This is a genomic window from Streptomyces sp. NPDC036822 (assembly GCF_055609145.1).
This window is the reverse complement of sequence record NZ_JBVJPY010000015.1, coordinates 1-26,652: the sequence shown is the minus strand read 5'-3', so window position 1 is coordinate 26,652 and position 26,652 is coordinate 1. Positions and strand designations below refer to the sequence as shown.

Sequence of the window (26,652 nt, the reverse complement as noted above, 5' to 3'; positions counted from 1 at the left end):
GGTCGGGTGTGGTCCGCGGCGTGTTGCGCCTGACTCGGCAGTGGGCCGCCTGACCGGCCCTTCCTCTCCCTCGGCGCCGTCGCCGCGGGTCGCTCCCGCCCCTCGCCCCACCGCCCCGCCCACGCGCTGAACCCGCGTACGGACGGTCCCGCGAGCGCGGACGCGCTGCCGTAACCCCTCCCCGCCCCGGGCCCCGCCCCCGGCGTCGTCAGCCTTGCCCGTCCCGCGGCCCCGTCGGCCCTCAGCTGGACGGCCACCGCAACCCACCGTGCCCGGGGGCAGCTCCGTGCTGCCCGCCTGCCACGCCTCCGGACACACCACCCCTCGGCACACGAGGACGTGAGGAAAGGTCATCTCCCATGCCTGTGGAGTTCCTCGGCATCGCCGCCACCCATGACGGGTCGGAAACGACCGCGCGCTCCGGCGCCGCCTTCGACAAGCAGTACACCCTCCGGCTCGCCCGGGCGCACGAGGAGCACGGCTGGGACCGGGTGCTGTTCGCCTACGGGTCCGGATCGCCCGACCCCGCGCCGGCCGCGGCCTTCATCGCGAGCAGGCTCGACACCCTGCAGATCCTGCTCGCCCACCGGCCCAACGTCTCGTACCCGACCTTCGCCGCCAAGACGTTCGCCACCCTCGACCGGATCAGTGACGGCAGGCTGACCGTCCACTTCATCACCGGGGGCAACGACCACGAGCAGGGCCGCGAGGGCGACACCCTCTCCAAGGACGAGCGCTACGCACGGACCCGCGAGTACATCCGGATCGTCAAGAAGATCTGGACCACCCACGAGCCGTTCGACCACGAGGGCGAGTACTACCGCTTCCACGACTTCGTCAGCGACGTCTTCCCCGTCCAGCAGCCACGGCCGAACGTCTCCTTCGGCGGTTCCTCCGCCGCGGCGTACGAGGCGGGCGGCGCCGAGGCCGACGTCTACTGCCTCTGGGGCGAACCGCTGGCGAGGACCGCGGAACAGATCGAGGCGGTGAAGGCCGCCGCGAAGGCCGCGGGCCGCACCGACGTCCCCCGCATCCAGGTGGCGTTCCGGCCGATCATCGCCCCGACCGAGGAACTGGCGTGGGAGAAGGCCCACCGTACGGTCGGCGCCATCCGCGCCCGCCGCGAAGCCGGACTCGTGCGCCACCACCGCGCGGGAGCACCGGAGAACGCCGGCTCGCAGCGACTGATCGCCATCGCGGAGGCGGGGGAGCGGTACGACCGGGCGCTCTGGACGCCGACCGCGGCCGCCACCGGAGGCGCGGGCAACTCCAACGCCCTGGTCGGAACCCCGGAGACGGTCACCCAGGCCCTGCTCGACTACTACGACCTCGGCGTGGACATCCTCTCGGCGCGCGGGTACGACCTGCTCGACGACGCCATCGACTTCGGGCGGTACGTCATCCCGATCGTCCGCGAGGAAGTCGCCAAGCGTGATGCCGAGCGCGATGCCAAGGGCGACGTCAAGGGCGACGCCGAACGCGATGCCCGGCGTGACGCCGCGCGCGCCGACGCGCGTGAAGCCGGGCGCGACGCGGCGCACCTGTCGGCCGGCGGCCCCGAGCCGCTCGTGGCGGTCCACCGATGACCGCGTCACCCGACTCCCGCGCCCCCGAGCTGTCCGTCGTCCAGGTCCCGGTCTCCGACCCGCGCGTGGCCCCGCTGCTGCGCGGCCTCGGCGACGAGTACACGGCCCGCTACGGCGACTTCGCCCAGGCCGAACTCGGCCGATATCCCGATGAGGAGTTCGCTCCGTCCCACGGCGGCGTCCTGCTCCTGCTCCTGGAGGGCGGGGCCCCGGTCGCAGGCGGAGCGTTCCGCCGGTACGACGGGACCACCGCCGAGTTGAAGCGGATCTGGACGCACTCCGCCCACCGCAGACGCGGACTGGCCCGCCGGGTCGTGGCCGAGCTGGAGCGGGAGGCGGACGACCGGGGCTACCGGCGCATCTACCTGACCACGGGTCCCCGGCAGCCCGAGGCGCGTGGCCTCTACCTGGCCACCGGCTACACACCGCTGTTCGACACGAGCGCCGACCCGGAGATCGTCGGCGTCCTGCCCTTCGAGAAGCACCTCCGCCCCGGCGCGCGTACCGGAGAAGGCCCCCGCCCTGTGAACCTGCCGTGAACCCACCCGGAGTCCGCTCCCGTTCCCGCGTCCGCTCACGTCTGCGTCTCGTGACCGACGACCCGGCCACGGCCCCGCGCGGGACGGGCGACCCGGCGCCGGCCGCGCGCCCCGCCGACGTCACGACCGCGATCCCGGCCGGCGCCCCGGGCGCTTCCGGCCTGCCCGACTCACCCCGAGTCGTCTCCGCCCGCCACTACGGCCGGTGGATCGCCGGCGCCGCCGTGACCGTACTGGTCCTGCAGTTCGCCCACGGCCTCGCCACCAACCCGGTCTGGGAGTGGTCCGTCTTCGGGGCGTACTTCTTCTCCGAGACGATCGTCCAGGCCGTCGGCGTGACGCTTCAGCTCACCGCCTACGCCACCGCGCTCGGCTTCCTCCTCGGCACCGTCCTGGCCTTCATGCGGCTCTCCCGCAACCCGGTGCTGCAGACCGTCGCCTGGTCCTACATATGGATCTTCCGGTCCATCCCGATGATCGTCCAGCTGGTGTTCTGGTTCAATCTGAGCGCCCTCTACGAGACGCTGGGCGTCGGCATCCCCTTCGGTCCGGTCTTCTGGTCCGTCGACAGCAACAGCCTGATCGGCACGATCGGCGCCGCCCTCATCGGACTGTCGCTCCACCAGGCCGCGTACGCCGCCGAGATCGTGCGCGGCGGAGTCATCTCGGTCGACCACGGACAGCTGGAGGCGGCCGCCGCCCTCGGCATCCCCCGGCTGCGGCAGATCCGCCGGATCGTGCTCCCGCAGGCGATGCGCGCCATCCTCCCGACGGCCGGCAACGAGATCATCGGCCTCCTCAAGGGCACCTCGGTGGTCTATGTCATGGCGATCGGCGAGCTGTTCTACCAGGTCCAGGTGATCTACGGCCGCAACGGCAGGGTGATCCCGCTGCTGCTGGTCGCCACCGCCTGGTACGTGCTCCTGACCTCGCTCCTCTCCATCGCGCAGTACTACGTGGAACGCCGCTTCGCCCGAGGCGCCGACCGCACACCGCCGCTCACCCCGCTCCAGCGTGTCCGGCGCCTCGTTCGGAACCTCCGCGCGGCGGCGGCTCGGCCCGATCAGCCCGTGAGCCCCTTCAAGACCCTGGGAGAAGCCCGATGAGCGAGGTGATGGTGGACGTCCACGGCGTCCACAAGAGCTTCGGCCCCCTGGAAGTACTGCGCGGAGTGGACCTCCAGGTCCGCGCCGGCGAGGTCACCGTGATCCTCGGACCGTCAGGCTCCGGGAAGTCCACGCTGCTGCGCACCATCAACCACCTGGAGAAGGTGAACCGCGGCTGGATCAGCGTCGACGGCGAGCTCATCGGCTACCGCCGCTCCGGCGACAGACTGCACGAACTGAAGGAGAAGGACGTCCTGCGGCAACGCACCCACATCGGGTTCGTCTTCCAGAACTTCAACCTCTTCCCGCATCTGACCGTACGGGAGAACCTGGTCGAAGCCCCGGTCGCCGCGCTGCGCCGCCCGCGCAAGGACGCCGTCGAAGCGGCCGGCCGGCTCCTCGAACGGGTCGGCCTCGCCGACAAGGCGGACGCCTATCCACGCCAGTTGTCCGGCGGCCAGCAGCAGCGCGTCGCCATCGCCCGCGCACTGGCCCTCGAACCCAAGGTGCTGCTCTTCGACGAGCCCACCTCGGCGCTCGACCCGGAACTGGTCGGCGAGGTCCTCGACGTGATCAAGGACTTGGCCCGCTCCGGAACCACCATGATCGTCGTGACCCACGAGATCGGCTTCGCCCGCGAGGTCGCCGACACCGTGGTGTTCATGGACGACGGAGTCGTCGTCGAACAGGGGCCGCCCGCCGCCGTCCTGGACGCCCCGCGGCACGAGCGCACCCGCGCCTTCCTCTCCAAGGTCCTCTGAACCGACGCGACGCCCGCGAGCGGTTCCCGACCACCCGGCCCCACCCCCTCATGTCGCACGCCCACGCAAGGAGAACGCCCGTGTCCGTCCCTCTCGCCCGCCGCGCCGGCGCAGCCGCGCTCGGACTCGCCACCGCACTCGTCCTCGCCGCCTGCTCCAACCCCTCGGACGGCGGTACGACCGAGGTCGCGGCCACGACCGGAGCCCGTACGAAGATCAATCTGGGCCCGGACCAGAACCGCGTCCGCACGGGCAAGGTGGAGTCCATAGCGGCCCAGGTCCCCGAGGAGATCCGCAAGAGAGGCACCCTGGAGATCGTCGACTCCTCCGGCTCGTCCGCGCCGCTGACCTTCCGGGCCACCGACAACAAGACCGTCATCGGCGTCGAACCCGACCTCGCCCACCTGGTCGCCGATGTCCTGGGCCTCAAGGCGCACATCAACACGGTCTCCTGGGAGAACATCTTCATCGGCCTCGACAGCGCCAAGTACGACGTCGGCTTCAGCAACATCACCGTCACCGAGGAGCGCAAGGAGAAGTACGACTTCGCCACCTACCGCAAGGACGACCTGGCCTTCGAGGCGAAGAAGGGCGGCGGCCTGAAGGTGACCGGACCCGCGGACGTGGCGGGGAAGACCGTCGCCGTGGACACCGGGACCAACCAGGAGAAGCTGCTGGTCGAGTGGAGCAAGGAGAACGAGAAGGCCGGCCGCAAGCCGGTGGACATCACGTACTACCAGAACGTCAGCGACACCTATCTCGCGCTCCAGTCCGGCCGCATCGACCTCTACCTCGGCCCCAACCCGGTCGCCGCCTACCACGTGGCCACCACCGGGAAGACCGAGGTCGTCGGCACGCACTCCGGCGCGGGCGCCACTCTCCAGGGCCTGATCGCGGCCACCACCAAGAAGGACAGCGGACTGGTGAAGCCGCTCGCCGCCGCGCTCGACGAGATCATCGCGAACGGCACGTACGCGAAGGTCCTGGAGCGCTGGGGGCTCTCGGCCGAGGCCGTGCGGAAGTCGGAGATCAACCCGCCCGGCCTGCCCAAGGCCAAGCCGTAACGCATCCCGCGCCACCCCGCTCACCACCGGCTCCGAAGCCTCAGCAACCCGAAGGATTTCCCATGGCCATCGTTCTCTCCGTCTCCGGGAGCCCCTCCGCCACCTCCCGTACCGCCCGCCTGCTGCGCCACCTCGACGCACGGCTCGCGGACCAGGGACACGACGTGATCCCCCTGGACGTGCGCACCCTGCCCGCCGAGGCGCTGCTGGGCGCCGACGTCACCCACCCCGCGATCGCCGAGGCCGCCGCGCTCTTCGCCCGGGCGGACGGCGTGGTGATCGGCACGCCCGTGTACAAGGCCGCCTACTCCGGTCTCCTGAAGTCCCTGCTCGACCTCCTCCCGCAGTACGCGCTCGAGGGCAAGACGGTCCTTCCCCTGGCCACCGGCGGCACCACGGCCCACGTGCTCGCCATCGACTACGCCCTGCGCCCGGTCCTCGCCTCCATGGGAGCCACGCACATCACCCCGGGCTGGTTCACGCTCGACAAGGACATCGCGGTGGGCGACGACGGCACCCTCCTCGTCGCCTCCGGGACCGCCGAGGCGCTGGCCCAGGTCGTCGACCAGTTCTCCGCCGCCCTGGGCGGCGTCCCCCGCCCGGCCCTGCTCGCGGCCACCGGCTGATCGGAAGACACTCCGGCCCCCCCCGCCCCGGCCCGTACCGCGCACCGGGACCTCGCCCCCGCGCACACGGACCTCACCACCCCTCCCGTTCACGAAAGGTGTGTACCCGGTGAGCCTCACCTTCCACTGGTTCCTGCCCACCAGCGGCGACAGCCGGCATGTCGTCGGCGGCGGTCACGGCACCGTGGTCCCGGCGGCCGGCTCCGACCGGCCGCCGACCGTCGGCTACCTCACCCAGATCGCCCGCGCCGCCGAGGACCTGGGCTTCGAGGGCGCTCTCACCCCCACCGGCGCCTGGTGCGAGGACGCCTGGCTGACCACGGCCATGGTCAGCCGTGAGACCGAGCGGCTGAAGTTCCTGGTCGCGTTCCGGCCCGGCTTCGTCGCGCCGACCCTCGCCGCGCAGATGGCGTCCACCTACCAGCGGCAGACCGGCGGGCGGCTCCTGCTCAACGTCGTCACCGGCGGCGAGAGCCGTGAGCAGCGTGCCTACGGCGACTTCCTCGACAAGGACGCCCGCTATGCCCGTACGGACGAGTTCCTCGACATCGTCCGGCGGTTGTGGCAGGGCGGGACGGTGTCCCTGAAAGGCCGGCATCTCCACGTCGAGGAGGCGGAGTTGACCCGGCTGCCCGACCCGGTGCTCGAGGTCTACTTCGGAGGCTCCTCGCCAGCCGCCGGCGAAGTGGCGGCCCGCCATGCGGACGTCTATCTCACCTGGGGAGAACCACCCGCCGCGGTCGCCGAGAAGATCTCCTGGGTGCGGGGACTGGCGGAGAAGGAAGGCCGGCGGGTCCGCTTCGGGATCCGGCTGCACGTCATCACGCGCGACACCTCCGAGCGGGCCTGGGCCGAGGCGCGACGGCTGCTCGACGGCTTCGACCCCGAGACCGTCCGCACCGTCCAGAGCGGACTGGCCCGCAGCGAGTCCGAAGGACAGCGGAGGATGCTCGCCCTGCACGGCGGGAGCGCGGACGGCCTGGAGATCCACCCCAACCTCTGGGCCGGCATCGGCCTGGTGCGCGGCGGTGCCGGCACGGCGCTCGTCGGCAACCACGAGGAGGTCGCCGAGCGCATCGTGGAGTACCACCGGCTCGGCATCGACGAGTTCGTCCTCTCCGGCTACCCGCACCTGGAGGAGGCGTACTGGTTCGGGGAGGGCGTCCTGCCGAGGCTGGCCGCGCGCGGCCTGTGGGCCCACCCCGGCCGACGGGCCGCAGCCTGAGGTCGCGTCCCCAGCCGCAAGCCGCAAGCCGCAAGCCGCAAGCCTCATGGCACATGGGTTTCCGGCCCGGGGTCCTCGGGCCCAAGCCCTCGGGCTTCCGGCCCGAGGCACGGGCCCCCAGGGCCCGAACGGTCCGCTACGGTTCGATCAGGAAGGCGTTCTCGCCGTGTCCACCCCTTCGTCCTCTTCCCCCTCCTCCTCCGCGCTGCACCTCGCCGTCGCGCTCGACGGCGCGGGCTGGCATCCCGCCGCGTGGCGCGAGCCCGCCGCCCGGCCGCGCGCGCTCATCACCGCCTCGTACTGGGCCGACCTGGTGACGGAGGCCGAACGCGGCCTGCTCGACTTCGTGACGTTCGAGGACGGCCTCGGCCTGCAGTCCTCCCACCCCACGCAAGCGGACGAGCGCACCGACCAGGTGCGGGGGCGGCTGGACGCGGTGCTCGTTGCCGCCCGCGTCGCCCCGCTGACCCGGCACATCGGACTGGTGCCGACGGTCGTCACCACCCACACCGAACCCTTCCACGTGTCCAAGGCGATCGCCACCCTCGACTACGTCAGCGCCGGCCGTGCCGGCGTGCGGGTGCGGGTGTCCGCGCGGCAGGACGAGGCGGCCCACTTCGGACGGCGCACCCTCCCCGTGCTCGACGGGCAGGAGGGGGAGCCTCGGTTCGATGACCCCGCCGTACAGCGACTGATCCACGACCTGTTCGACGAGGCCGCCGACTACGTCGACGTGGTGCGGCGCCTCTGGGACAGCTGGGAGGACGACGCCGAGATCCGGGACGTCGCCACCGGCAGGTTCATCGACCGCGACAAGCTGCACTACATCGACTTCCGGGGGCGGTACTTCAGCGTCAAGGGCCCCTCCATCACGCCCCGGCCACCCCAGGGCCAGCCCCTGGTGGGCGCGCTCGCCCACGAGAACCCGACCGGGGCGCCGTTCCGGCTGGTCGGCCGCTCCACGGACCTCGGGTTCGTCACCCCGCACCACACCGACGACGTCCGTGGCATCGTCTCCGCCGTCCGGGCCGAGCAGGACGCCGCGGGACGAGCGGGCGAACCGCTGCAACTCTTCGGCGACCTCGTCGTCTTCCTGGACGACGATCCCGCGGACGCCGTGTCCCGCCGCGACCGTCTCGACTCCCTCGCCGGCCGTCCTTACACCGGTGACGCCCGCGTCTTCACCGGTACGCCCGCCCAACTGGCCGATCTATTGCAGGAGTTCGGCGCCGCCGGCCTGACCGGTTTCCGGCTGCGGCCGGCCGTCGTCGGTCACGACCTCCCGATGATCACCCGGGGACTGGTGCCGGAGCTGCAGCGCCGGGGTGTCTTCCGGCGCGCCTACGAGGCCGACACCCTTCGGGAGCTGCTGGGACTGCCCCGCCCCGCCAACCGTTACGCGGCGACCTCGCCCGCCTCGACCGCGGCGGCGGAGGCGGAGACCGAGGCGCCCGCCTCCCCCTCCGCCGCCTCCACCCCCGAGCCCGCCCCCGCCGCCCCTGCCACCGCCGTCTGAGCCGGAGGACCGTACGACCATGAGCAAGCCGCTCAAGCAGATCCATCTGGCCGCCCACTTCCCCGGGGTCAACAACACCACCGTGTGGAGCGATCCGAAGGCCGGCAGCCACATAGAGTTCGGCTCGTTCGCCCACTTCGCCCGGACCGCCGAGCGTGCCAAGTTCGACTTCCTCTTCCTCGCCGAGGGGCTGCGGCTGCGCGAGCAGGGCGGCCGGATCCACGACCTGGACGTGGTGGGGCGGCCCGACACCTTCACCGTCCTGTCCGCGCTCGCCGCCGTCACCGACCGCCTCGGCCTGACCGGCACGATCAACTCCACCTTCAACGAGCCCTATGAGGTGGCCCGCCAGTTCGCCTCCCTCGACCACCTGTCCGGCGGCCGCGCCGCGTGGAACGTCGTCACCTCCTGGGACGCCTTCACGGGCGAGAACTTCCGTCGCGGCGGCTTCCTCCCGGAGGAGGAGCGGTACTCCCGGGCCGAGGAGTTCCTGGCCACGGCGCACGAACTCTTCGACTCCTGGCACGGGGACGAGATCGTCGCCGATCAGGCGGCCGGCGTCTTCCTCCGCGACGCGAAGGCCGGCGCCTTCGCCCACAGGGGACGGCACTTCGACATCGAGGGTCGGTTCGACGTCCCGCGAAGCCCCCAGGGCCGTCCGGTGATCTTCCAGGCGGGTGACTCCGAGGAGGGCAGGGAATTCGCGGCGGCCGACGCCGACGCGATCTTCAGCCGGTACAGCACCCTCACGGAGGGACAGGCGTTCTACGCGGACGTCAAGGGCCGCCTGGCCCGGTACGGCCGCCGGCCCGACCACCTCCTGATCCTGCCCGCCGCGACCTTCGTCCTCGGTGACACCGACGCCGAGGCGGAAGAGCTGGCGCGGGAGGTCCGCCGCCGGCAAGTCAGCGGAGCGACGGCGATCAAGCACCTGGAATTCGTCTGGAACCGGGACCTGTCGGCGTACGACCCGGACGGCCCGCTCCCCGACATCGACCCCGACGTCGGCGAGCACACCATCGCCCGCGGCCGGGCGCAGGTGCGGATGTACCGCGACCCGCTGGCCACGGCGCGGGAGTGGCGCGAGCGCGCGGCCGCCCACCAGTGGTCCATCCGCGACCTGGTCATCGAGACCGGAAGCCGTCAGTCCTTCGTCGGCTCCCCGGCCACCGTCGCCCGCACCATCGACGAGTTCGTCCAGGCCGACGCCGCCGACGGCTTCATCCTCGTACCCCACATCACCCCGGGAGGGCTCGACGCCTTCGCCGACACGGTCGTACCGCTGCTCCAGGAGCGCGGGGTCTTCCGCGCCGACTACGAGGGCACGACCCTGCGCGACCACCTCGGCCTGGCCCACCCCTCCGGCCGGGCCCGCCGCGTACCGACCGCCCACCCAGGAGTCCTCACCCCATGACCGGCGTCCCCCTCGGGGTCCTCGACCTCGTCCCGATCCCGTCCGGCTCCACCGCCGCCGAGGCGCTGCGCAACTCCGTCGACCTCGCCCGGCGGGCCGAGCGGTTCGGCTACGCCCGCTACTGGTTCGCCGAGCACCACCTCAACCCCGGCCTCGCGGGCACCTCGCCGGCGGTCCTCCTCGCCCTGACGGCCTCCGCCACCTCGACGATCCGGCTCGGCTCGGGCGCGGTGCAGCTCGGGCACCGCACCGCGCTGTCCACCGTCGAGGAGTTCGGCCTGATCGACGCGCTGTACCCCGGGCGCCTCGATCTGGGCCTCGGTCGGTCGGGCGGACGCCCGAGCACACCGACGGCCGCCCCGCCGCCCGACCGCACCCCACCGTCGTCCCCGACCCCGCCCCGCACCATCACGCCCGTCGTCGACGGCCGCACCCCCAACGGGCTGCTCATCCCGCCCCCGTTCTCCTTCGGGCATCTCCTCGGCTCCCCCCGCATCGCGCTCCAGCGGAGGCTGCTCCAGCAGCCGCACGCCGAGCCGCAGGACTACGCCGAGCAGGTCGACGACATCCTCGCCCTGCTCGCGGGCACCTACCGCTCCCCGGACGGCATAGAGGCACACGCCGTACCCGGTGAGGGAGCCGACGTCCAGGTGTGGATCCTGGGCAGCAGCGGCGGACGGAGCGCCGAGACGGCCGGTCGGCGCGGACTGCGCTTCGCCGCGAACTACCACGTCAGCCCCGCCTCCGTACTGGAGGCCGCCGAGGGATACCGCGCCGCCTTCCGGCCCTCCGACGTCCTCGACAAGCCCCATGTCAGCGTCTCCGCCGACGTCGTCGTCGCCGAGGACGACGCGACCGCGCGCGAACTCGCCGCCGGCTACGCCCCCTGGGTCCGCAGCATCCGCAGCGCCGAGGGTGCCATCGAGTTCCCCACCCCCGCGCAGGCCCGCGCCCACGTCTGGACCGACGCGGACCGGGCCCTCGTCGCCGACCGCGTCGACACCCAGTTCGTCGGCACACCCGGACACGTTGCGGACCGACTGGAACAACTCCAGGAAGCCACCGGCGCCGACGAGTTGCTGATCACCACCATCACCCACGGCCACGCCGACCGCGTGCGGTCGTACGAGCTGCTGGCCGAGGAGTGGCGGCGCAGGTGACAGCGCCGCTGCCGCCCTCCTCATCCGCGTACGCCCCCTGTCCGTCCCCCGCTCCCTCCGCCCAGGACGAGGTTCCCACGATGCCGTCGCACACCCCCGCCGCCACCACGCCACGCCCGCGCCACGACGAGACCGCCTACGACAGCCGCAGACTCCGCCAGTACCTCGCGGGGGAGGCCAGAGCGGACGGGGTCACCCGCCGCCGGCTGCTCACCCTCCTCGCCGCCACCGCGGCCGCGACCGGCCTCCCCGCGCCCCGCGCCGCCCAGGCGACCGCGACCACCGCGACCGCCGGCTCCCCGATCGTCAAACCGCTGCCGCCCGAGTGGTTCGTCCCGCGCGGCACCAACGCCGAGACCCGCTGGGAGGCGCTGCGCGGAACCGGGCACCACACCCCTAACGAGCTGTTTTTCGTCCGCAACCACACCACCACCCCCGTCCTCGAAGCCGCCGACTGGCGGTTGCGGCTGTGGGGTGACGGCCTGCGCGGCGGGCGCGGCGAGGACAGGCCGGTCGAGTTCGGGTACGACGACCTGCGAGCGCTGCCCGCCGTGACCCGGACCGCGTTCGTCGAATGCGCAGGCAACGGCCGCAGCCACTACACCACCCAGCAGGGCGAGACGGTCTCCGGTACGCCGTGGACCCTGGGAGCCATCGGTGTCGCCCGCTGGCGCGGGGTGCGCCTGGCGGACGTCCTGCGCAGGGCGGGGCTGACCCGGTACGCCGTGGACGTGCAGCCGCGCGGTCTGGACGCCGAGTACCTCAGCGGCGGCGAGAGCCTCGGCAGGGTGCGCCGCCCCCTGCCGGTGGCCAAGGCACTGGACGACGTACTGCTCGCGTACGAGATGAACGGCGAGCCGCTGCCGGCCGACCACGGGTATCCCGTGCGCGTACTGGTGCCTTCGTGGGTGGGGATCGCCTCGATCAAGTGGGTCGGCGATATCGAGGTGTCCGCGCGGCCGCTGTACTCCCCCTGGAACACCACCTTCTACCGGCTGTTCGGCTCCGCCCACCCCGAGGGCGGCAGCGCGCCGATCGGCCGGCAGACGACCAAGAGCGCCTTCGAACTCGCGAGCGGGGCGACGTTCACGGCGGGGGAGGGGCGGGTGCTGCACGGCCGGTCGTGGTCGGGCGCGGGAGGCATCGTGCGGGTCGACGTCAGCACCGACGGCGGGAGCAGCTGGCGCCCCGCCCGGCTGCACGACCGGCCGCGTCCCGGCACCTGGACCCGCTGGTCCCTGCCCTGGCGCCCCCAAAACCCCGGCCCCACCCACCTCCTGGCCCGCGCCACGGACTCCGCCGGCCGTACGCAGCCGGTGACCTCCGTGCCGAACGCGCAGGGCTACCTCTTCGACGCCGTGGTGCGGCATCCGGTGACGGTGCTCTGACACGCTCTGCGGCATCTCCGACACCGGGTTGCGGCACCGGCTCCGACGCCGGGTACGTACGCAGGGCTCCGCGCGCGCGTTCCTGCCGCCGGGTGCTCAGGCGCGGAGCCTTCCAGGCAGCCCCGGCCCCGAGAACGCGGGGCCGGGGCCGCTCCGCGTGAGCGGCCGGCCGGCGGCCCCACGACGCGCTCGGCTTCCTCCACCGGGCCATCCATCATGTGAGACCGCGACGCCGAAGTCGGCAGGCCCCCTTGACGTGTCAGGACGGCCGCTCGACACTCCGACGTAGTATCCCTGGCGAATAGGTAGGAAATGATGGAGCGTCCGGAGCCGGCCACCGACCGAGTGACCCGCTCACGTCGACCGTCTCCCCTCCTGACCTCCCGCCGCCACATCGACCTGCTGCGTGTCTGCAGCGCGGCGAGTCCTCTGAGCTGACTCCGCGGGGCCTCGCGTACACCGCCGACCCCCGCACGGGCGGGCGTCGTTGCCGGCGCCTGCCCGCGATCGGCCGCCCGCACCGTCCCAGAGAACCAGTCACCGGACCCGGGAGACAGACATGTCCGCAACACCCCTGACAGCCGTGCCGTCCTTCCCGTCCCCGCCCTCCTTCCGGGGCCGGATCGGCCACGACGCGCGCAGCGGTCACTACGCCGCCCCGCGCCGCTACCGCCTCCACCTCTCGCCGTCCTGCCCGCACTGTCTGCGCATCGCCGTCACCCACAGCCTGCTCGGCCTCGCCGACATCCTGCCCGTGACGCCGCTGCCCGCCGTCCCCGACGGTCCGGACGGCGAACACTCCGAGCTGCGCCCGCTGTACGAGGCCAGCGCGCACCACTACCCCGACGCCGCCACGGCACCGGTGCTCAGCGACGACTGGACGGGCCGGATCGTCAGTACCCACACCCCCGACATCCTGCGCGACCTCGCCCTGCACTTCGGCGACCGCGGCCCCGACCGGCCCGTGCTCCACCCGCACGGCACCGAAGCCGGGATGCGGGCCGTCGACCACCTCTGCGAGCAGGGCGTCAACGCCGCCGCGCAGCGCGCCGGACAACCCGGCGCCGACAGGGCGGTGCGGGACACGGCCCTCAACCGTCTGCTCCGCACGCTGCACACACTGGAACGACGACTGACCTCACGGACGTACGTCCTCGGCGACGCGCTCACCGCGGCCGACGTGCAGGTATGGGTGACGCTCGTGCGCCTCGACACCGTCCACCGCTGGCACCTGGACGCCGCCGCCGTCCACCGCATCGCCGACCATCCCCGCCTGTGGTCCTACGCCCGCCGTCTCTCCTCCCACCCGGCCTTCGGCCCCCACCTCGACCTCGACGCCATCGCCCGCCGACACCACGCGCAGTGCCGCGGCCTGGAGGGTGCCGGGGCGGCCGTCCAGATCCTCGACTGGGGCGGTGGCGCCGCCGGCGACCCGGACGGAGAGGCCGCCGGTGCCCACACGACCCGGTGCGGCGTCCCCACCGAGCGCGCGGCAGCGGCGGCGAGCGGAGATTCTTTGCGGCGGTGATGAACGGAACTTCACGGCCCTCCGTATGAGAGGCCGGACGCGTCCCCCGGTCGCCCCGTCGGCGATCTCGGTCCGGAACCCCTTGTTGGAGGCGAAGAGTTGAGTCACAGGCGCATACCCAAGCGGAAGGCCGTTCTCGCGGGAGCCGGGGCGGTGGGCATCATCGCCGCGGCGATCCTGCTACCGCAGGCCAATGCCTCACAGGACGGCACGGGGGAGCCGTCGGGCTCGCCGAGAAGGATGAGCGCCGCCGCGGCCGCGGAGGTCCTGCCGCGGCTGGGCAAGCAGCTCGGTGACTCCTACGGCGGCGCGTACTACGACGCGGACCGGCAGCAACTCGTCGTCAACGTCGCGGGCGACGGCACCAGGGCCGCCGCCCAGGTCAGGAAGGCCGGCGCCGTCGCGCGCAGCGTACGCAACAGCCTTCCCGCACTCACCACGGCGATGGGCTCCCTGAGCGCCGAGGCGCCGGTCCCCGGCACCGCGTGGGCCGTCGACCCGAGGACGAACCGCATCCTGGTCACCGCCGACCGCACCGTCACGGGCGAGCGGTGGGAGGAGATCGAGGGCGCCGTGCGCTCGCTGGGCGACGGAGTGGCGACCATCCGGAAGTCCAAGGGCGAGTTCAGGCCCTTCATCGAGGGCGGCGACGCCATCTTCGGCGGCGGATCGCGCTGCTCGCTCGGCTTCAACGTCACCACCCAGGAAGGGCAGCCCGGCTTCCTCACGGCGGGACACTGCGGCGTCGCCGTCGCGCAGTGGTCGGAGCAGCAGAACGGCGAACCGATCGGCACCGTACGGCAAGCCGTCTTCCCCGGCGAGGGCGACTTCGCACTCGTGACGTACGACGACCCGGACACCGACGCGCCGAGCGCCGTGGACGTCGGCGACGGCCGGATCGTGGAGATCGGACAGGCGGCCGACGCGGCGGTCGGACAGCAGGTGTTCCGCATGGGCAGCACGACAGGGCTGCGGGACGGGCGGGTGACGGGCCTCGACGCCACCGTGAACTACCCCGAGGGCACGGTCTCGGGACTCATCCAGACCGACGTGTGCGCGGAGCCCGGTGACAGCGGCGGAGCGCTGTTCACCCGGGACGGCGACGCCGTCGGCCTCACCTCCGGCGGCAGCGGCGACTGCACCTCGGGCGGCGAGACGTTCTTCCAGCCGGTGACCACCGCCCTGGACGCCGTCGGCGCCCGGATCGGCGCCGGCGACGCCGGAGACGGAGGGGCCGGCGACGCGGGTTCCGATGACGGAGCCGGTGGCGAAGGTGCCGACGCCGGAGACGGAGGGGCCGGCGGAGCCGACGACGGCGGGGACGCCGATGGGGGCGACGGCGCCGGCATCGGTGGCATCGAGGAAGGAGGGACCGGGAACGACGTCGGCTGACGGCTGGAAGGAAGGCGGCCCCGGACATCACGGATGTCCGGGGCCGCTGCCGTGCCTCCCACCGCCGGGCGAGACCGTGGGCCGCGGTTTCGTGGCGGGCCGTCGTCGCGAGCGACGACGGACTCGGGGAGCCCCGCACGCGTCGCGGAAGCCGACGCGCCGCCCGAGGTGACCGGGGCGCCACCCTCCTCGTTGGGCACGGCATGCAGTCGTACGACACCTCCCACCGCCCCGTCATATCCGCCGCGGCCGACCGCCCGGCCCGCCCCTCGAGGAACGACGCGGAGGCGGCCCTCGTCGAGCACTATCCGCGGCTCGTCCGGCTCGCCCACACCGTTCTGCCGCCCGCTCTCGGCCGGCACCGCAGGGTGCTCACCGCGCACTCCCTCGTGCAGCGGGCCCTCCCGGGGGCCGCCCGCTCCGGCCCGGGGCCGAAACGCCCCGGCCCGACGCTCCCCGCCCAGCGCGGCCAGGAGGATCCGGCCCTCGCGTGGCTGCGCGAGCGCGTGGTCGCCGGCGCGCTGCGCGCGGCCGCCCGCCCCTCGCGCCTCCGCGTCCGGCCGCTCCTCCCCGTCGTCATCGGACTGCGGCTGTTCCCCCGGGCCGGCGGTGACGGCGAACTCGCCCTGGAACGCGAACTGGCGACCGTCGCACCGGAGATCAGGGCCGCCTTCGCCCTGCGCGTACTCGAAGGACTCACCCCCGGCTCCACCGCCCGGCTGCTGACCGCCGCGGGCGTGGCCGACGCGAGCGCCGCCCTCCAGGACGCCGAACGCCTCGCCGCCACCACCGGCTCCGATGCCGAACCGCTCCTGCACGGAGCGGAGTTCGACGCCTGCACCGTACAGACACGCCCCACGGACCTGCTGCGCCGCCGACAGCGCCGACAGCTCGTCGCGCTCGCCGCGGCCCTGCTGCTCACGGCCACCGCGACCGCGACCGTCACGCTCCGCCCCGAGGGGGAGACGCGCGCGGCCACCGCCCCGGCCTCCCTCGCCCTCGCGGTCGACCCCGCCCGACTGGTCCGCGCCCCCGGACAGCTCTGGGCCGACACGGCAAGCGTCGACCTCACCGTCTGGCCCGCCCGGGGCGCGCGGACCGGCGACACGGCGCTGCTGTCCCGCGCGCTCGACGCGTGGGCCCGTGCCACGCTCCCGCCCAATGCCGACGAACGGGCCGGCCTCCGCGTCACCCTCACCCCGGGAACCTCACCGGCCCCTCCCACCGCACCGGCACAGCTGCTCTTCGCCTGGACGGTCGACGACACGGCCGTCGTCCTCCTCCACGACCGCCGCCGCCTCGTCCGCTATGCCGAGCCCCTCACCGGGCGGGGAACGGCGGCCGTCGATCTCGCCCTCGCCGACGACACCGACGTGACCACCGGCGCGGCCGTGGCCGTCGGCAGAGAACCCGGCCGGGCACGGTTCCTCCTCGCACCCTGGATCGACCGCGGCGCCGTACGGGACCTCCGGCGCCCGAGCCGGGACGGCGCCCCGCTGGCCGTCTCCCCGGAGGGGATCACCGACCCCGTGCCCCGGATGGCCGGGGACTGCGGCCGGGCGCCCGTCCTTGAGCTGCGCTCGTCCGCGAGGATCGTCGAGGACCACTCCTTCCTCCTGGCCGACCTCGGCGACCTCACGCCCGCCCACCTGAGCTGGACCCCGCCCCCCACGACCGGAACCCTGGCGCGACAGCCGCGTGAGGCCACCTCGACCGCCGGACTCGCCGCCTGGGCCCGCTCCGCCTGCTCGCTGACGGCCCTCGGCGGTACGGGCGTACGCGCCGTCAACCGCTGGGAGTTCGCGGAACACCCCCTCCCCGGGGGCGTCGGCCGCGCGACGTGGACGTGCACCCGCGCGGAGAACGGGGAAGGGCGTGCCCGTGTCTCGGTGGCGGTGGAGTCGACCAGCGGGACGACCCGCCCGGTGCCGGGCCCGAGACCCGTGCCGACGGACACCGCCGCGTGCAGCCGCCGGCTGACCGGCGTCACCGCCCGGGGCGCCGTCTCCGCCTCCTTACGCGGGCCGCTCCTGGCCGTGCGGACGACGGCGGAAGGACCGGTCCGGCTGACGGGAACGGTGCCCGGCGCCGGCGAGGTACGCGGCTGGGGCGAAGGCGAACGCGGGTAGGGCGCCGGACGGAGGGGAGACCGAGAGGCGGGGAGCCGACACGGACGTGGCCGGGCGCAGGGCGGGGTGAGCCGCCCCGGCGTCACCCGTGCGTCGCTCCGCCCTCCCACCGGCACCACAGGCGCATGCTCTCCCGCCGCCCGGCGTCGCCTCCGTCGATCGACGCCAGCGCCTCCGCCTCGTGCGCGCGGCGCGCAGCGACGGGGTCCCCGCCTCCGGCGTCCATCGGCCCGTGCTGTCAGACGAGGCCGCCGGTCCGCCCTGCGGTTTCCGGGGTCCGGAGGGCGAGGGGATCAGGACGTCGTCCAGGGAGGCGGCGGCGTCATCGAGGACCAGGAGCGCGGGCCGGTAGCCGCGGGTGGGGAGTTGGCGGCTGGCGCGCCGCGCCGGGGAACAGCGGTAGCGAGGGGGGCGGTGCCGCTCCCGGTCCGTCCTTGATCGTGCGGCCACCTCGGCCGCGATCGGGCGCAGGACCTCCACCACAGGAGATCCGTTACGCGCTGCTCGCTCGGCCGCTGCCCAAGCCCTAGCGGACCACGGCCGGCGCAGTCGTCGGACGGCGGATGCGGGACCTCATCGCGGTGGGGCCGGCCGCAGGAGTACGGCCGATCCACGCGCAGCAGGTCGGCGAAAGCGACGTGCGGTGGCGGGAGCCCGATGGCGCGGGTCAGACCCCGGTTCCGGCGTCTGGGCGGACAAGCGCGCGCAGCTGGAGGCAGAAACCTCCGGTAGCGGGCGGCACCGGCCCTTCGGGACGAGGGCATGTGCCCTGGTCGAACCTGTGCCCGGCCGGCGGGGTCCCCGTACAGGCATCAGGACTGGATGCTGTACTTCGCTGGAAAGCTGTGCTCCGGGGTGAAGGTGCCGCTCTTGACGGCGTCGAGGTCATAGACGTGGTACCCCGCGGTGCCGGACGACACATGACGTACCGCGATACGGCCGTGGTCGATGTCCAGGGACGGGGTGACCGTAATGGCTGTGCTCGACGCCGAGTCCGGCACCGTGGCCGAAGCCTCGCGGGTATACGACGGCGCGGACGGTCACCACCCATGTCCTCTGACATCGAAGTTGAACCGATTGCCATCCAAGCTGGACGGCTTGAGCGCCGCGCTCTATCTCCTGCGCGCCCGTGCAACCAGAAACGCCGCTCCCACGAGGACGATCAAAACGATGGCGATGATCCAGAAGGGCGGGGAGCCCTCACCCGCTCCCTTGGCCAAGAGCTGCATGTGCGACATGTGGTTTCCCGTCCCTTGCGTGTAACTGATTACGGCCCGCCATCCGGGTGCCCGGTCCACGCGTACGTATCCGGTCAATCCGTCCAGCTTCGAGGCAGGCAGTCCATGTTCACTGTCAGAGGACAACCCACCTGGTGTCACGTCGGATCTGACAGGTCCGGCTCCTGTCGACCCAGGCGAGTGCGGCTCGAAGATCCACTTGATCACCGAGCGGACCGGTCTGCCCATTTCCGTCGGATTCGCGGGCGCGACCCGAACGACAGCCCCCCGCAAAGGCATCGAAAGCTCACAACGGCTCGGACGCCGCCGGTGGACCATCGGGCGAACCGTGTCCTGGCTCGTCGGCTGCCGCCGCCGAACACCCGGGCCTCCGCAAGTCTGGGTCGACGGCGGCTACCGCCGGCACCTCGTCGAACATGCTACGACCCTCGGCATCGACATGGAGATCACCGTCCGCAAGCCCGGGACCAGGGGCTTACCCCGATACCGAGACGGTGGGCGGTGGAGCGGACCTACGGCTGGCTCATGCTGAACCGCCGCCTGGCCCGCGACTACGAAACCCTGCCCACCCGCTCCGAAGCCCTGATCCACCTCACCATGACCAGCCTCATGAGCCGCGGCCTCACCTACGAGAACACGATCTCCTCGCGCGACCCGAAGAGTCCCATCTCGGGCTGCAGCATGGGACGATAACGACCTCTTAGCCGGCGGGACGACCATCGCGCGAAGTGTCCGGCCCACTCCGTGCGGCCGGACACCTCGCGCGCGTCGGATTACACCGCTGTCGCCCGATCCGGGTCGTCGAGGGGGGTGTTGACCCTCAGCCACCGGTAGCCGTACGGGTCCAGCGCGACATCGACGAGGCCGGCGGCCGCCGACTTGAGGGTGTCACCGGTGAAGACGTCGGTGAGCAGCCGGCCGCCCCTCAGTCCCGGGACCTCGACGGAGGCGGTGACGGACCGCTCGGAGAAATTGTGCAGCACGAGCACCGCGCCGCCCTCCAGCGAACTGAGGTGGACCAGCACGCCCGGATCGTCCGCGTCGATGACCCGGTAGTCGCCCAAGGCCAGCTCGGGGGTCTCCCGGTAGCGTTCGATCAGCGTCCGCATCCGACCCAGCGGCGAAGCCGGGTCGTGCGCCTGGTCGTGCGCGTTGACCTTCGTCGGGCCGAACGCACCCGTCGTGACGGGATTGGGCAGCTCCACTCCCTCTCCGGCGGTGAAACCGCCACTCTTGTCGGGCGTCCACTGCATCGGGGTGCGGACGGCCTGCCGGCCCTCGGCGGCGAGGTTCTCGCCCATGCCTATCTCCTCGCCGTAGAACAGAACCGGTGTGCCGGGCAGGGAGAAGAGCAGGCTGTAGGCCAGTTCCACGCGCCGCTGGTCGCCGTCGACCATCGGTGGCAGGCGGCGGCGCAGGCCCCGGTCGTAGAGCTGCATGTCCTTGTCGGGGCCGAAGGCGGCGAACACCTCGGCGCGCTCGTCGTCGTCGAGTTTGTCGAGCGTGAGCTCGTCGTGGTTGCGGACGAACGTCGCCCAGTGCGCGTCGCGGGGCGCCGCGGGGCGCTCCCGGAGAGCCGCCGCCAGAGGGGCCGCCTCGCCCCGCGCCATCGACAGGTACATCTGCTGCATACCGATGAAGTCGAAGCACATGGTCAGCTCGTCACCGCGGGAGGACTCCGAGTCGCCGAAGAACTTCGCGGTGTCCGGGTAGGGCAGGTTCACCTCGCCCAGCAGCACCGCGTCACCGCTGCGACGTCCGAGGAAGGCCCGCAGGTCGGCGAGGTACTCGTGCGGGTCGGGCAGCTGGTCCGCGTCCTCCTGGCCGTCGGTCTCCAGCAGGAACGGCACCGCGTCGACCCGGAATCCCGACAGCCCGAGCTGCGTCCAGAAGCCCATGATGCGCGCTATCTCGTCACGGACCGCCGGGTTGGCGACGTTGAGGTCGGGCTGCTGCTTGTAGAAACGGTGCAGGTAGTACTGCTCGGTGGTCTCGTCGTGCTCCCACACGCTCTTCTCGACGTCGGGGAAGACCACACCTTCGGGGCCGTCCTCCGGCGGGCTGTCGCACCAGACGTACCAGTCGCGGTACTTCGATGTGCGGCTGGAGCGGGCGTTTTGAAACCACGGATGGTGGTCGGAGGTGTGGTTGACGACCAGGTCGGCGATGACCCGGATGCCCCGGTCGCGGGCGGTGCGCACGAACTCGGTGAAGTCACCCAGCGTGCCGAGCCGGGGATCGACGGCGTAGAAGTCGGTGATGTCGTAGCCGTCGTCGCGCTCCCGCGTCGGGTAGAACGGCATCAGCCACACGCAGGTGACGCCGAGGCGCACCAAATGGTCGATGCGCTGTGTCAGGCCCGCGAAGTCGCCGGTGCCGTCGCCGTCGGAGTCCTGGTACGTCTCCACGTCCAGGCAGTAGACGACCGCGTTCTTCCACCACAGGTCGGAGGTGCGGGTCAGCCTCATCGGACATCCTCCGCGACGGCGGCCGGGGGCCGGGTGACATCCAGCTGCGGCAGCACCTTCGCGCCGAACGCGTCGATGAAGGCGCTCTGCTCCTTGCCGACGTGATGCAGCATGACGGTGTCGAAGCCGAGGTCGGCGTACTCCTGGAGCCAGGCCGCGTGCCGGCCGAGATCGTTGGAGATGTTGACGGACTCCGCGACCCTGTCCGGAGAGACGTGCTCGCTGACGTTGTCGAACAGCTCGGCAGAGTCGAGGTCCCAGCTCGCCGGCGGCCCGTGCACGTTGGTGCGCCACTGGTCGTGGGCGAGTTCCTGGGCGGTTTCCCAGTCGGGGGCCCAGCTGAGGTGCACCTGGAGGTGCAGCCGGCCGACGCCGCCCGCCGAACGGTAGGCGTCCACGATCCGGCGCAGTGTCTCGTGCGGCGCGTTCACCGTGATCAGGCCGTCCGCCCACTCCGCGCACCACCGCGCGGTCGCCTCGCTGCACGCGGCCCCCACCAGCGGTGGCACCGTCTCCGGACGGGTCCACAACCTGGCCCGGTCCACGGTCACGAGACCGTCGTGGCTCACCTCCTCGCCGCGCAGCAGGGCCCGGACGATGTCGACGCACTCGCGCAGCCTCGCGTTCCGGACGTCCTTACGCGGCCAACGGTCGCCGGTTATGTGCTCGTTGGACGCCTCACCGCTTCCCAGCGCCGCCCAGAAGCGGCCTGGGTACATCGCGGCGAGGCTGCCGATTGCCTGCGCGACGATCGCCGGGTGGTAGCGCTGGCCCGGGGCGTTCACCACTCCAAAGGGGATCCTGTCGGTGGCCTGGAGCGCCGCGCCGAGCCAGGACCAGGCGAAGCCGGACTCACCCTGCCGGACGCTCCACGGTGAGAAGTGGTCCGAGCACATCGCGGCGGTGAAGCCCGCGCCTTCCGCGCGCACGACGGCTGCCAGCAGGTCGGCGGGAGGTACTTGTTCATGGGAGGCGTGGAATCCATAGACGGTCATGGGATCCGCGTACCCGGCACCGGAGGGATCATCGGTCGCCGTCCCCGCCCCGCTCGGCTCAGTCGTTGCGCCGGTGCACTCGCGCCTCCCACGGGGCAAGCACCAGGCGGCCGGGCCGCGGGGGGACCGACGGATAGTTGCCCATGACGAGTTCGGCGCCGTCCCATCCGGCGGGCATCACGGCGGAGGCCGTGTCGCCGGTGAAGTTCCCGACGACCAAGAGCACCGTGCGGCCGTACCGGCGGGTGAACGCGTAGATCCGCTCGTCGTCCGGCAGCAGCATTGTGAAGTCGCCGTGCACGACGGCCGGTTCCTGGTGCCGAAGGGCGATCAGCCGACGGTAGTGGTGGTAGACGGAGCCGGGATCCGCGAGGGCCGCTTCGGCGTTGACCTCGGTGTGGTCCGGGTTGACGGGGATCCACGGGGTGCCTGTGGTGAACCCCGCATGCGCGGACGCGTCCCACTGCATGGGTGTACGGGCGTTGTCGCGGCCCATCGCCCGTAGTCCCGGGAGGACGTCTTCGGGTTCCGCCCCCGCGCGCAGCGCCTCCGTGTAGTGGTTCAGGGACTCGATGTCCCTGAAGTCCTCGATGGTGCGCAAGGGCGCGTTGGTCATGCCGAGTTCTTCGCCCTGGTAGACGTAGGGCGTGCCCCGGTGCAGGTGGAGCACGGTCGCGAGCATCGTCGCGGACCGGGTCCGGTGGCTCGGTCCGTCGTCACCGAACCGAGAGACCACCCGGGGCTGGTCGTGGTTGTTCCAGTACAGGCTGTTCCACCCGACGTCGGCGAGGCCGGACTGCCAGCGGCCGAGCGAGGCCTTGAGGTCGGTGAGCCGCAGCGGGCGGGGATCGAACTTGCTCCGCCCGTGGTCGAGCCCTACGTGCTCGAACTGGAAGACCATGTCGAGCTCGGCACGCGCCGGGTCGGTGAACAGACGGGCCTGCTCGACCGTCACCCCGGGCATCTCCCCGACGGTCAGCAACCGGCCCGGGTACCGGGCGATCACCTCGCGGTGCATCTCCTGGAGGTAGTCGTGTATGCGGGGTCCGCAGACGAAGTAGGGCGAGCCGTCACCGTACGGCCCCTGTTCGTGCACCTCGCCGTCGGGGAGGGCGGGGTCCTTGGAGATGAGGTTGACGACGTCCATCCGGAAGCCGTCCACGCCCCGGTCCAGCCACCAGCGCATCATCGCGTACACGGCCCGGCGCATCCGGGGGTTCTCCCAGTTGAGGTCGGGCTGCTTCGGCGAGAAGAGATGGAGGTAGTACGCGTCGCTCGCCGCGTCCAGCTCCCAGGCGGAACCGGAGAAGAAGGAGCCCCAGTTGTTGGGTTCCCGTCCCTCACGTGGCGGACGCCACCAGTACCAGTCGCGCTTCGGGCTCGCCGGGTCGCGTGACTCCTGGAACCACGGATGCTCGTCGGAGGTGTGGTTGACGACCAGGTCCATGACGAGTTTCATCCCGCGCTCGTGCACGGCGCCCAGCAGCCGGTCGAAGGCCGCCAGGTCACCGAAGACGGGGTCGATGTCCTGGTAGTCGCTGATGTCGTACCCGTTGTCGGCCTGCGGGGACGGGTGGACGGGCGACAGCCAGAGCACGTTGACGCCGAGCCCGGACAGATGGTCCAGGCGTCCGGTGAGGCCGTCCAGGTCGCCTACGCCGTCACCGTCGGAGTCGGCAAAGCTGCGCGGATAGACCTGATAGACCACCGCGGACCGCCACCACGCCTCCTCGGCGTGCCCCATGTCGTCGGCTGCCATCGGTGGACTCCTCTCGCCCGGGGTGGGGAACGTGAGTCTCCTTTCCCCGGGGGCTGAGGTCATACCGGTCAGGGCGGCATCGCCGGCCGGGCGGGCCCCGGCGCCCCCGGGACGTACCGACTCGCTGGGGCACATCCCTGCGCGCACGGCCGGCGCCGTTGCGCAGGCCGCGGTGCTCCTCGAGGAGGGGCTCACTCACCAGCAGCCCGCCCACCTCCAAGAGGTCTGCGCCGCTCTTCTCCACCGCGGCGGAAGCCGGCGGCGGGCCACCCGACGGGCGCGGCCCGGCGGCAGGGCAGCTCAATCAGTTGGGTCGCTGCCGGGTATGGGGGGCCTCGGACGCTCTTGCCCGGGTTTCCCGCTGCGCTTCCCCATCTGTATGGGCAGCGGCCACCGCACGATCTTCAGGAGTCCACACAACCCCCGATGATCACGCGGGGGCCGTTCCCGTTCCTTGCCGACTCCGCATCGAAGCGTCAGCCGGCAGCACTGTGGCGCTCGATCGCGACTACTTCTGGTCCGTTCCGGGCGACGAACTCCTTCGCCTTCCGAGGCAAGGATCGCAAGGTTTCAGTTCGGTGGGGTCGCTGAGGCCGAAGGTGGAACGGGCACCATCCTGGGCGCAGCGCCATCCGGCATTCAGTCAGAAGTGGAATGCGCCCAGGTCGCGCACGGTGTCGGCCAGGGCGCGGATGAGGTCGTTTTCGGCTTCGGTTCGCCAGACCAGGGCGAAGTGCATGGTGGCCATGTCGGGGATGGGGAGCCATCGGATATGGGTCAGGCCCCAGTACCTGGTGACATGGCCGGGGAAGGCGTGGATGATGTCGCCCATACCGACGTGGCCGATCAGTTCATCGCCGCTGTCCGAGGCCGCGGAGGTGAGGCGCTCGATCGTGCGGCCGCGCGGGGTGCGGAAGGGCAGGTAACTGTCCTCCCAGTAGTCCGGCATACCGAGGGCAGTGGCGTGTGGGAACTCGGCGAGCAGCTCCACGGGTACGGATTCGCGTTCCGCGAGCCGGTGGTCGGCGGACATGGCAAGGACCCGGGAGTCGGTGCACAAGGTCGGCCCGACGGTGAAGTCCGGTTCTTCCACCGGTAGCCAGACGATCATGACGTCCATGGCGCCGCTGCGGAGCTGACTGAACGGATCGGTGAAGGTTGCCTGGCGGATCTGGAGTCCCCAGTGTGGGTGGCGTGTGCGGAAGGTCTTCCAGTAGGGGTGCAGATCGCCCACGTTGAAGGGCATCAGGCTGACGCGGAGCTGTGCGGTGATGCCCCGGGCGGCCAGCTGGGCCCGCTCGACGGATTGGTGCAGGCCGGTGTAGACGGGTTGCAGGTCGTCGCGGAACTGCCGGCCGACCTCGGTCAAGCTGACCGTCCGGCTGGCGCGGGCGAACAGCTCGGCACCGATGCCGTTCCTGCTTCTTGATGGCCTGGCTGACGCGTGCCTGGGAGACGTGCAGCCGCTGCGCGGTCCGGCCGAAGTGCAGCTCCTCCGCCAGTACCAGGAATATTTCGATGTCCCGCAGCTCCACCCGCCCCCGCCCCCTGTGTCGATGACTCCACGGCTGTCGAACCGCGTAGAGGTCTGCCTTGATCATATGCGCGGATCGCAAGATGGTCTGAGGCGTGCGTACATGCAAGAAGAACCGTGAACAACGCCGTACCCGGCCCGGTGAGCGACGCTGTAGACCTCAGCGGAGGTACGCGATGCATGGCGCGCTGCGCCGGGAAACTGGCTCAGCTCGACCAGGTCGGCCGCCGCGGACCGTGACCCCGCGCGCGTACTCGCCACCGCTGCCGGATGGACCCCCGTTGAAGCAGGCCCATCCCGCCCACCACGCTGCCGAGTAGGCTGCGGCGCGTGCGACGTGAGGACGCCGGCGGGCTGCTTCAGAAGCGGAACGTGCCCATGTCGCGCACGGTGTCGGCCAGGGCGCGGATGAGGTCGTTTTCGGCTTCGGTTCGCCAGATCAGGGCGAAGTGCATGGTGGCCATGTCGGGGACGGGGAGCCATCGGATGTGCGACATGCCCCAGTGCCTGGTGACATGGCTTGGGAACATGTTGATGATCTCACCCATGCCGACGTGACTGATCAGCTCGTCGGAGTTGTCCGAGACCGCGGATGCGATGCGTTCGATCGTACGGCCGCGAGGGGTGGTGAAGGGCAGGTAGCTGTCCTCCCAGTAGTCCACCAGGCCGTCCGCGGTGCCGTGCGGGAACTCGGCCAGCAGTTCCAGCGGCACGGAGTCCCGTGACGCGAACCGGTGGTCGGCGGCTACGGCGAGGATCCGGGAGTCGGTGCACAGGATCGGCCCGACGGTGAAGTCGGGCTCTTCCACCGGCAGCCAGGCGACCAAAACGTCCATGGCGCCGCTGCGGAGCTGGTCGAACACATGAGTGAAGGTCGACTGACGGACCTGCAACCCCCATTGCGGGTGCCGCGCCCGGAACGCCTTCCAGTAAGGGTGCAGATCGCCCACGTTGAAGGGCATCAGGCTGACGCGGAGCTGTGCGGTGATGCCCCGGGCGGCCAGCTGGGCCCGCTCGACGGATTGGTGCAGGCCGGTGTAGACGGGTTGCAGGTCGTCGCGGAACTGCCGGCCGACCTCGGTCAAGCTGACCGAGCGGCTGGTGCGGGCGAACAGCTCGGCACCGATGCGCCGTTCCTGCTTCTTGATGGCCTGGCTGACGCGTGCCTGGGAGACGTGCAGCCGCTGCGCGGTCCGGCCGAAGTGCAGCTCCTCCGCCAGTACC

The 26,652-nt window shown here is 71.9% G+C and carries 21 protein-coding genes and 2 pseudogenes; 16 read left to right on the top strand and 7 right to left on the bottom strand.

Annotated features, from left to right (window positions below; genetic code table 11):
- Positions 1-359 precede the first annotated feature (359 nt).
- From ACZ68P_RS27985 to ACZ68P_RS27915, 15 genes are all read left to right on the top strand, one after another.
- Positions 360-1,586, top strand: a complete 1,227-nt coding sequence (locus ACZ68P_RS27985) for an LLM class flavin-dependent oxidoreductase (RefSeq protein WP_471010936.1) — start codon at positions 360-362, stop codon at positions 1,584-1,586.
- Positions 1,583-2,125: a GNAT family N-acetyltransferase gene (locus ACZ68P_RS27980; RefSeq protein WP_471010934.1), complete on the top strand. Its 543-nt coding sequence runs from the start codon at positions 1,583-1,585 to the stop codon at positions 2,123-2,125. Before ACZ68P_RS27985 ends, ACZ68P_RS27980 begins: the two co-directional genes overlap by 4 nt.
- Positions 2,126-2,166: 41 nt before the next feature.
- Positions 2,167-3,231, top strand: a complete 1,065-nt coding sequence (locus ACZ68P_RS27975; RefSeq protein ID WP_471011152.1) for an amino acid ABC transporter permease — start codon at positions 2,167-2,169, stop codon at positions 3,229-3,231.
- Positions 3,228-3,992, top strand: a complete 765-nt coding sequence (locus tag ACZ68P_RS27970; protein ID WP_365716441.1) for an amino acid ABC transporter ATP-binding protein — start codon at positions 3,228-3,230, stop codon at positions 3,990-3,992. Before ACZ68P_RS27975 ends, ACZ68P_RS27970 begins: the two co-directional genes overlap by 4 nt.
- An 80-nt stretch (positions 3,993-4,072) precedes the next feature.
- Positions 4,073-5,056: an ABC transporter substrate-binding protein gene (locus ACZ68P_RS27965; protein WP_471010932.1), complete on the top strand. Its 984-nt coding sequence runs from the start codon at positions 4,073-4,075 to the stop codon at positions 5,054-5,056.
- A gap of 62 nt (positions 5,057-5,118) precedes the next feature.
- Positions 5,119-5,682, top strand: a complete 564-nt coding sequence (ssuE, locus tag ACZ68P_RS27960; protein WP_471010930.1) for an NADPH-dependent FMN reductase — start codon at positions 5,119-5,121, stop codon at positions 5,680-5,682.
- Positions 5,683-5,791: 109 nt separating this feature from the next.
- Positions 5,792-6,907, top strand: a complete 1,116-nt coding sequence (locus ACZ68P_RS27955; RefSeq protein WP_471010928.1) for an LLM class flavin-dependent oxidoreductase — start codon at positions 5,792-5,794, stop codon at positions 6,905-6,907.
- 166 nt (positions 6,908-7,073) lie between these two features.
- Positions 7,074-8,423 (top strand): LLM class flavin-dependent oxidoreductase, encoded by a 1,350-nt coding sequence (locus ACZ68P_RS27950; RefSeq protein WP_471010925.1) that lies wholly within the window; start codon positions 7,074-7,076, stop codon positions 8,421-8,423.
- A 19-nt stretch (positions 8,424-8,442) separates the two neighbouring features.
- On the top strand, positions 8,443-9,837 hold the full coding sequence (locus tag ACZ68P_RS27945) for an NtaA/DmoA family FMN-dependent monooxygenase (RefSeq protein ID WP_471010922.1): 1,395 nt from the start codon (positions 8,443-8,445) through the stop codon (positions 9,835-9,837).
- Positions 9,834-10,997: an LLM class flavin-dependent oxidoreductase gene (locus ACZ68P_RS27940; RefSeq protein ID WP_471010920.1), complete on the top strand. Its 1,164-nt coding sequence runs from the start codon at positions 9,834-9,836 to the stop codon at positions 10,995-10,997. Before ACZ68P_RS27945 ends, ACZ68P_RS27940 begins: the two co-directional genes overlap by 4 nt.
- Before the next feature lie 80 nt (positions 10,998-11,077).
- Positions 11,078-12,385 (top strand): sulfite oxidase, encoded by a 1,308-nt coding sequence (locus ACZ68P_RS27935; protein ID WP_471010918.1) that lies wholly within the window; start codon positions 11,078-11,080, stop codon positions 12,383-12,385.
- 312 nt (positions 12,386-12,697) lie between these two features.
- On the top strand, positions 12,698-12,823 hold the full coding sequence (locus ACZ68P_RS27930) for a putative leader peptide (protein WP_471010916.1): 126 nt from the start codon (positions 12,698-12,700) through the stop codon (positions 12,821-12,823).
- 121 nt (positions 12,824-12,944) lie between these two features.
- Entirely contained in the window at positions 12,945-13,913 is a 969-nt protein-coding gene (locus ACZ68P_RS27925; RefSeq protein WP_471010914.1) for a glutathione S-transferase C-terminal domain-containing protein, read from the top strand.
- A 99-nt stretch (positions 13,914-14,012) separates the two neighbouring features.
- Positions 14,013-15,305 (top strand): S1 family peptidase, encoded by a 1,293-nt coding sequence (locus ACZ68P_RS27920; protein ID WP_471010912.1) that lies wholly within the window; start codon positions 14,013-14,015, stop codon positions 15,303-15,305.
- A 203-nt stretch (positions 15,306-15,508) separates the two neighbouring features.
- Positions 15,509-17,434 carry a hypothetical protein gene (locus ACZ68P_RS27915; protein ID WP_471010909.1) on the top strand — a complete coding sequence of 642 codons (1,926 nt, stop codon included), beginning with the start codon at positions 15,509-15,511 and terminating at the stop codon, positions 17,432-17,434.
- An 812-nt stretch (positions 17,435-18,246) separates the two neighbouring features.
- Here the strand turns inward: ACZ68P_RS27915 and ACZ68P_RS27910 are convergent.
- On the bottom strand, positions 18,247-18,435 hold the full coding sequence (locus ACZ68P_RS27910; protein WP_471010908.1) for a hypothetical protein: 189 nt from the start codon (positions 18,433-18,435) through the stop codon (positions 18,247-18,249).
- Positions 18,436-19,022: 587 nt separating this feature from the next.
- Here ACZ68P_RS27910 and ACZ68P_RS27905 point away from each other — a divergent pair.
- A pseudogene (locus tag ACZ68P_RS27905) lies at positions 19,023-19,365 on the top strand (transposase); the annotation flags it as partial.
- A gap of 80 nt (positions 19,366-19,445) precedes the next feature.
- On the opposite strand, the gene ACZ68P_RS27900 reads toward ACZ68P_RS27905, so the two are convergent.
- The 6 genes and pseudogenes from ACZ68P_RS27900 to ACZ68P_RS27875 all read right to left on the bottom strand — a co-directional run.
- Complete coding sequence (locus tag ACZ68P_RS27900; protein ID WP_471010906.1) at positions 19,446-21,140, bottom strand: alpha-amylase family protein; 1,695 nt, start codon at positions 21,138-21,140, stop codon at positions 19,446-19,448.
- Positions 21,137-22,135, bottom strand: a complete 999-nt coding sequence (locus tag ACZ68P_RS27895; RefSeq protein ID WP_471010903.1) for a TIGR03885 family FMN-dependent LLM class oxidoreductase — start codon at positions 22,133-22,135, stop codon at positions 21,137-21,139. Before ACZ68P_RS27895 ends, ACZ68P_RS27900 begins: the two co-directional genes overlap by 4 nt.
- Before the next feature lie 58 nt (positions 22,136-22,193).
- Positions 22,194-23,894, bottom strand: coding sequence for a glycoside hydrolase family 13 protein (locus ACZ68P_RS27890; RefSeq protein WP_471010902.1), 1,701 nt, complete (start codon positions 23,892-23,894; stop codon positions 22,194-22,196).
- A 643-nt stretch (positions 23,895-24,537) separates the two neighbouring features.
- Positions 24,538-25,263 (bottom strand): substrate-binding domain-containing protein, encoded by a 726-nt coding sequence (locus ACZ68P_RS27885; RefSeq protein ID WP_471010900.1) that lies wholly within the window; start codon positions 25,261-25,263, stop codon positions 24,538-24,540.
- 97 nt (positions 25,264-25,360) lie between these two features.
- Positions 25,361-25,495, bottom strand: a pseudogene (locus ACZ68P_RS27880) (hypothetical protein); the annotation flags it as partial.
- A gap of 292 nt (positions 25,496-25,787) precedes the next feature.
- On the bottom strand, positions 25,788-26,652 hold an 865-nt coding region (locus tag ACZ68P_RS27875; protein WP_471010897.1), incomplete at its 5' end, for a LysR family transcriptional regulator.

What these genes read in the sequence shown, in the direction of transcription:
- ACZ68P_RS27940 (WP_471010920.1), top strand. Translation starts at nt 9,834, where the DNA reads ATGACCGGCGTCCCCCTCGGGGTCCTCGACCTCGTCCCGATCCCGTCC.
- ACZ68P_RS27985 (WP_471010936.1), top strand. Translation starts at nt 360, where the DNA reads ATGCCTGTGGAGTTCCTCGGCATCGCCGCCACCCATGACGGGTCGGAA.
- ACZ68P_RS27970 (WP_365716441.1), top strand. Translation starts at nt 3,228, where the DNA reads ATGAGCGAGGTGATGGTGGACGTCCACGGCGTCCACAAGAGCTTCGGC.
- ACZ68P_RS27890 (WP_471010902.1), bottom strand. Translation starts at nt 23,894, where the DNA reads ATGGCAGCCGACGACATGGGGCACGCCGAGGAGGCGTGGTGGCGGTCC.
- ACZ68P_RS27895 (WP_471010903.1), bottom strand. Translation starts at nt 22,135, where the DNA reads ATGACCGTCTATGGATTCCACGCCTCCCATGAACAAGTACCTCCCGCC.
- ACZ68P_RS27930 (WP_471010916.1), top strand. Translation starts at nt 12,698, where the DNA reads ATGATGGAGCGTCCGGAGCCGGCCACCGACCGAGTGACCCGCTCACGT.
- ACZ68P_RS27945 (WP_471010922.1), top strand. Translation starts at nt 8,443, where the DNA reads ATGAGCAAGCCGCTCAAGCAGATCCATCTGGCCGCCCACTTCCCCGGG.
- ACZ68P_RS27925 (WP_471010914.1), top strand. Translation starts at nt 12,945, where the DNA reads ATGTCCGCAACACCCCTGACAGCCGTGCCGTCCTTCCCGTCCCCGCCC.
- ACZ68P_RS27900 (WP_471010906.1), bottom strand. Translation starts at nt 21,140, where the DNA reads ATGAGGCTGACCCGCACCTCCGACCTGTGGTGGAAGAACGCGGTCGTC.
- ssuE (WP_471010930.1), top strand. Translation starts at nt 5,119, where the DNA reads ATGGCCATCGTTCTCTCCGTCTCCGGGAGCCCCTCCGCCACCTCCCGT.
- ACZ68P_RS27915 (WP_471010909.1), top strand. Translation starts at nt 15,509, where the DNA reads ATGCAGTCGTACGACACCTCCCACCGCCCCGTCATATCCGCCGCGGCC.
- ACZ68P_RS27980 (WP_471010934.1), top strand. Translation starts at nt 1,583, where the DNA reads ATGACCGCGTCACCCGACTCCCGCGCCCCCGAGCTGTCCGTCGTCCAG.
- ACZ68P_RS27935 (WP_471010918.1), top strand. Translation starts at nt 11,078, where the DNA reads ATGCCGTCGCACACCCCCGCCGCCACCACGCCACGCCCGCGCCACGAC.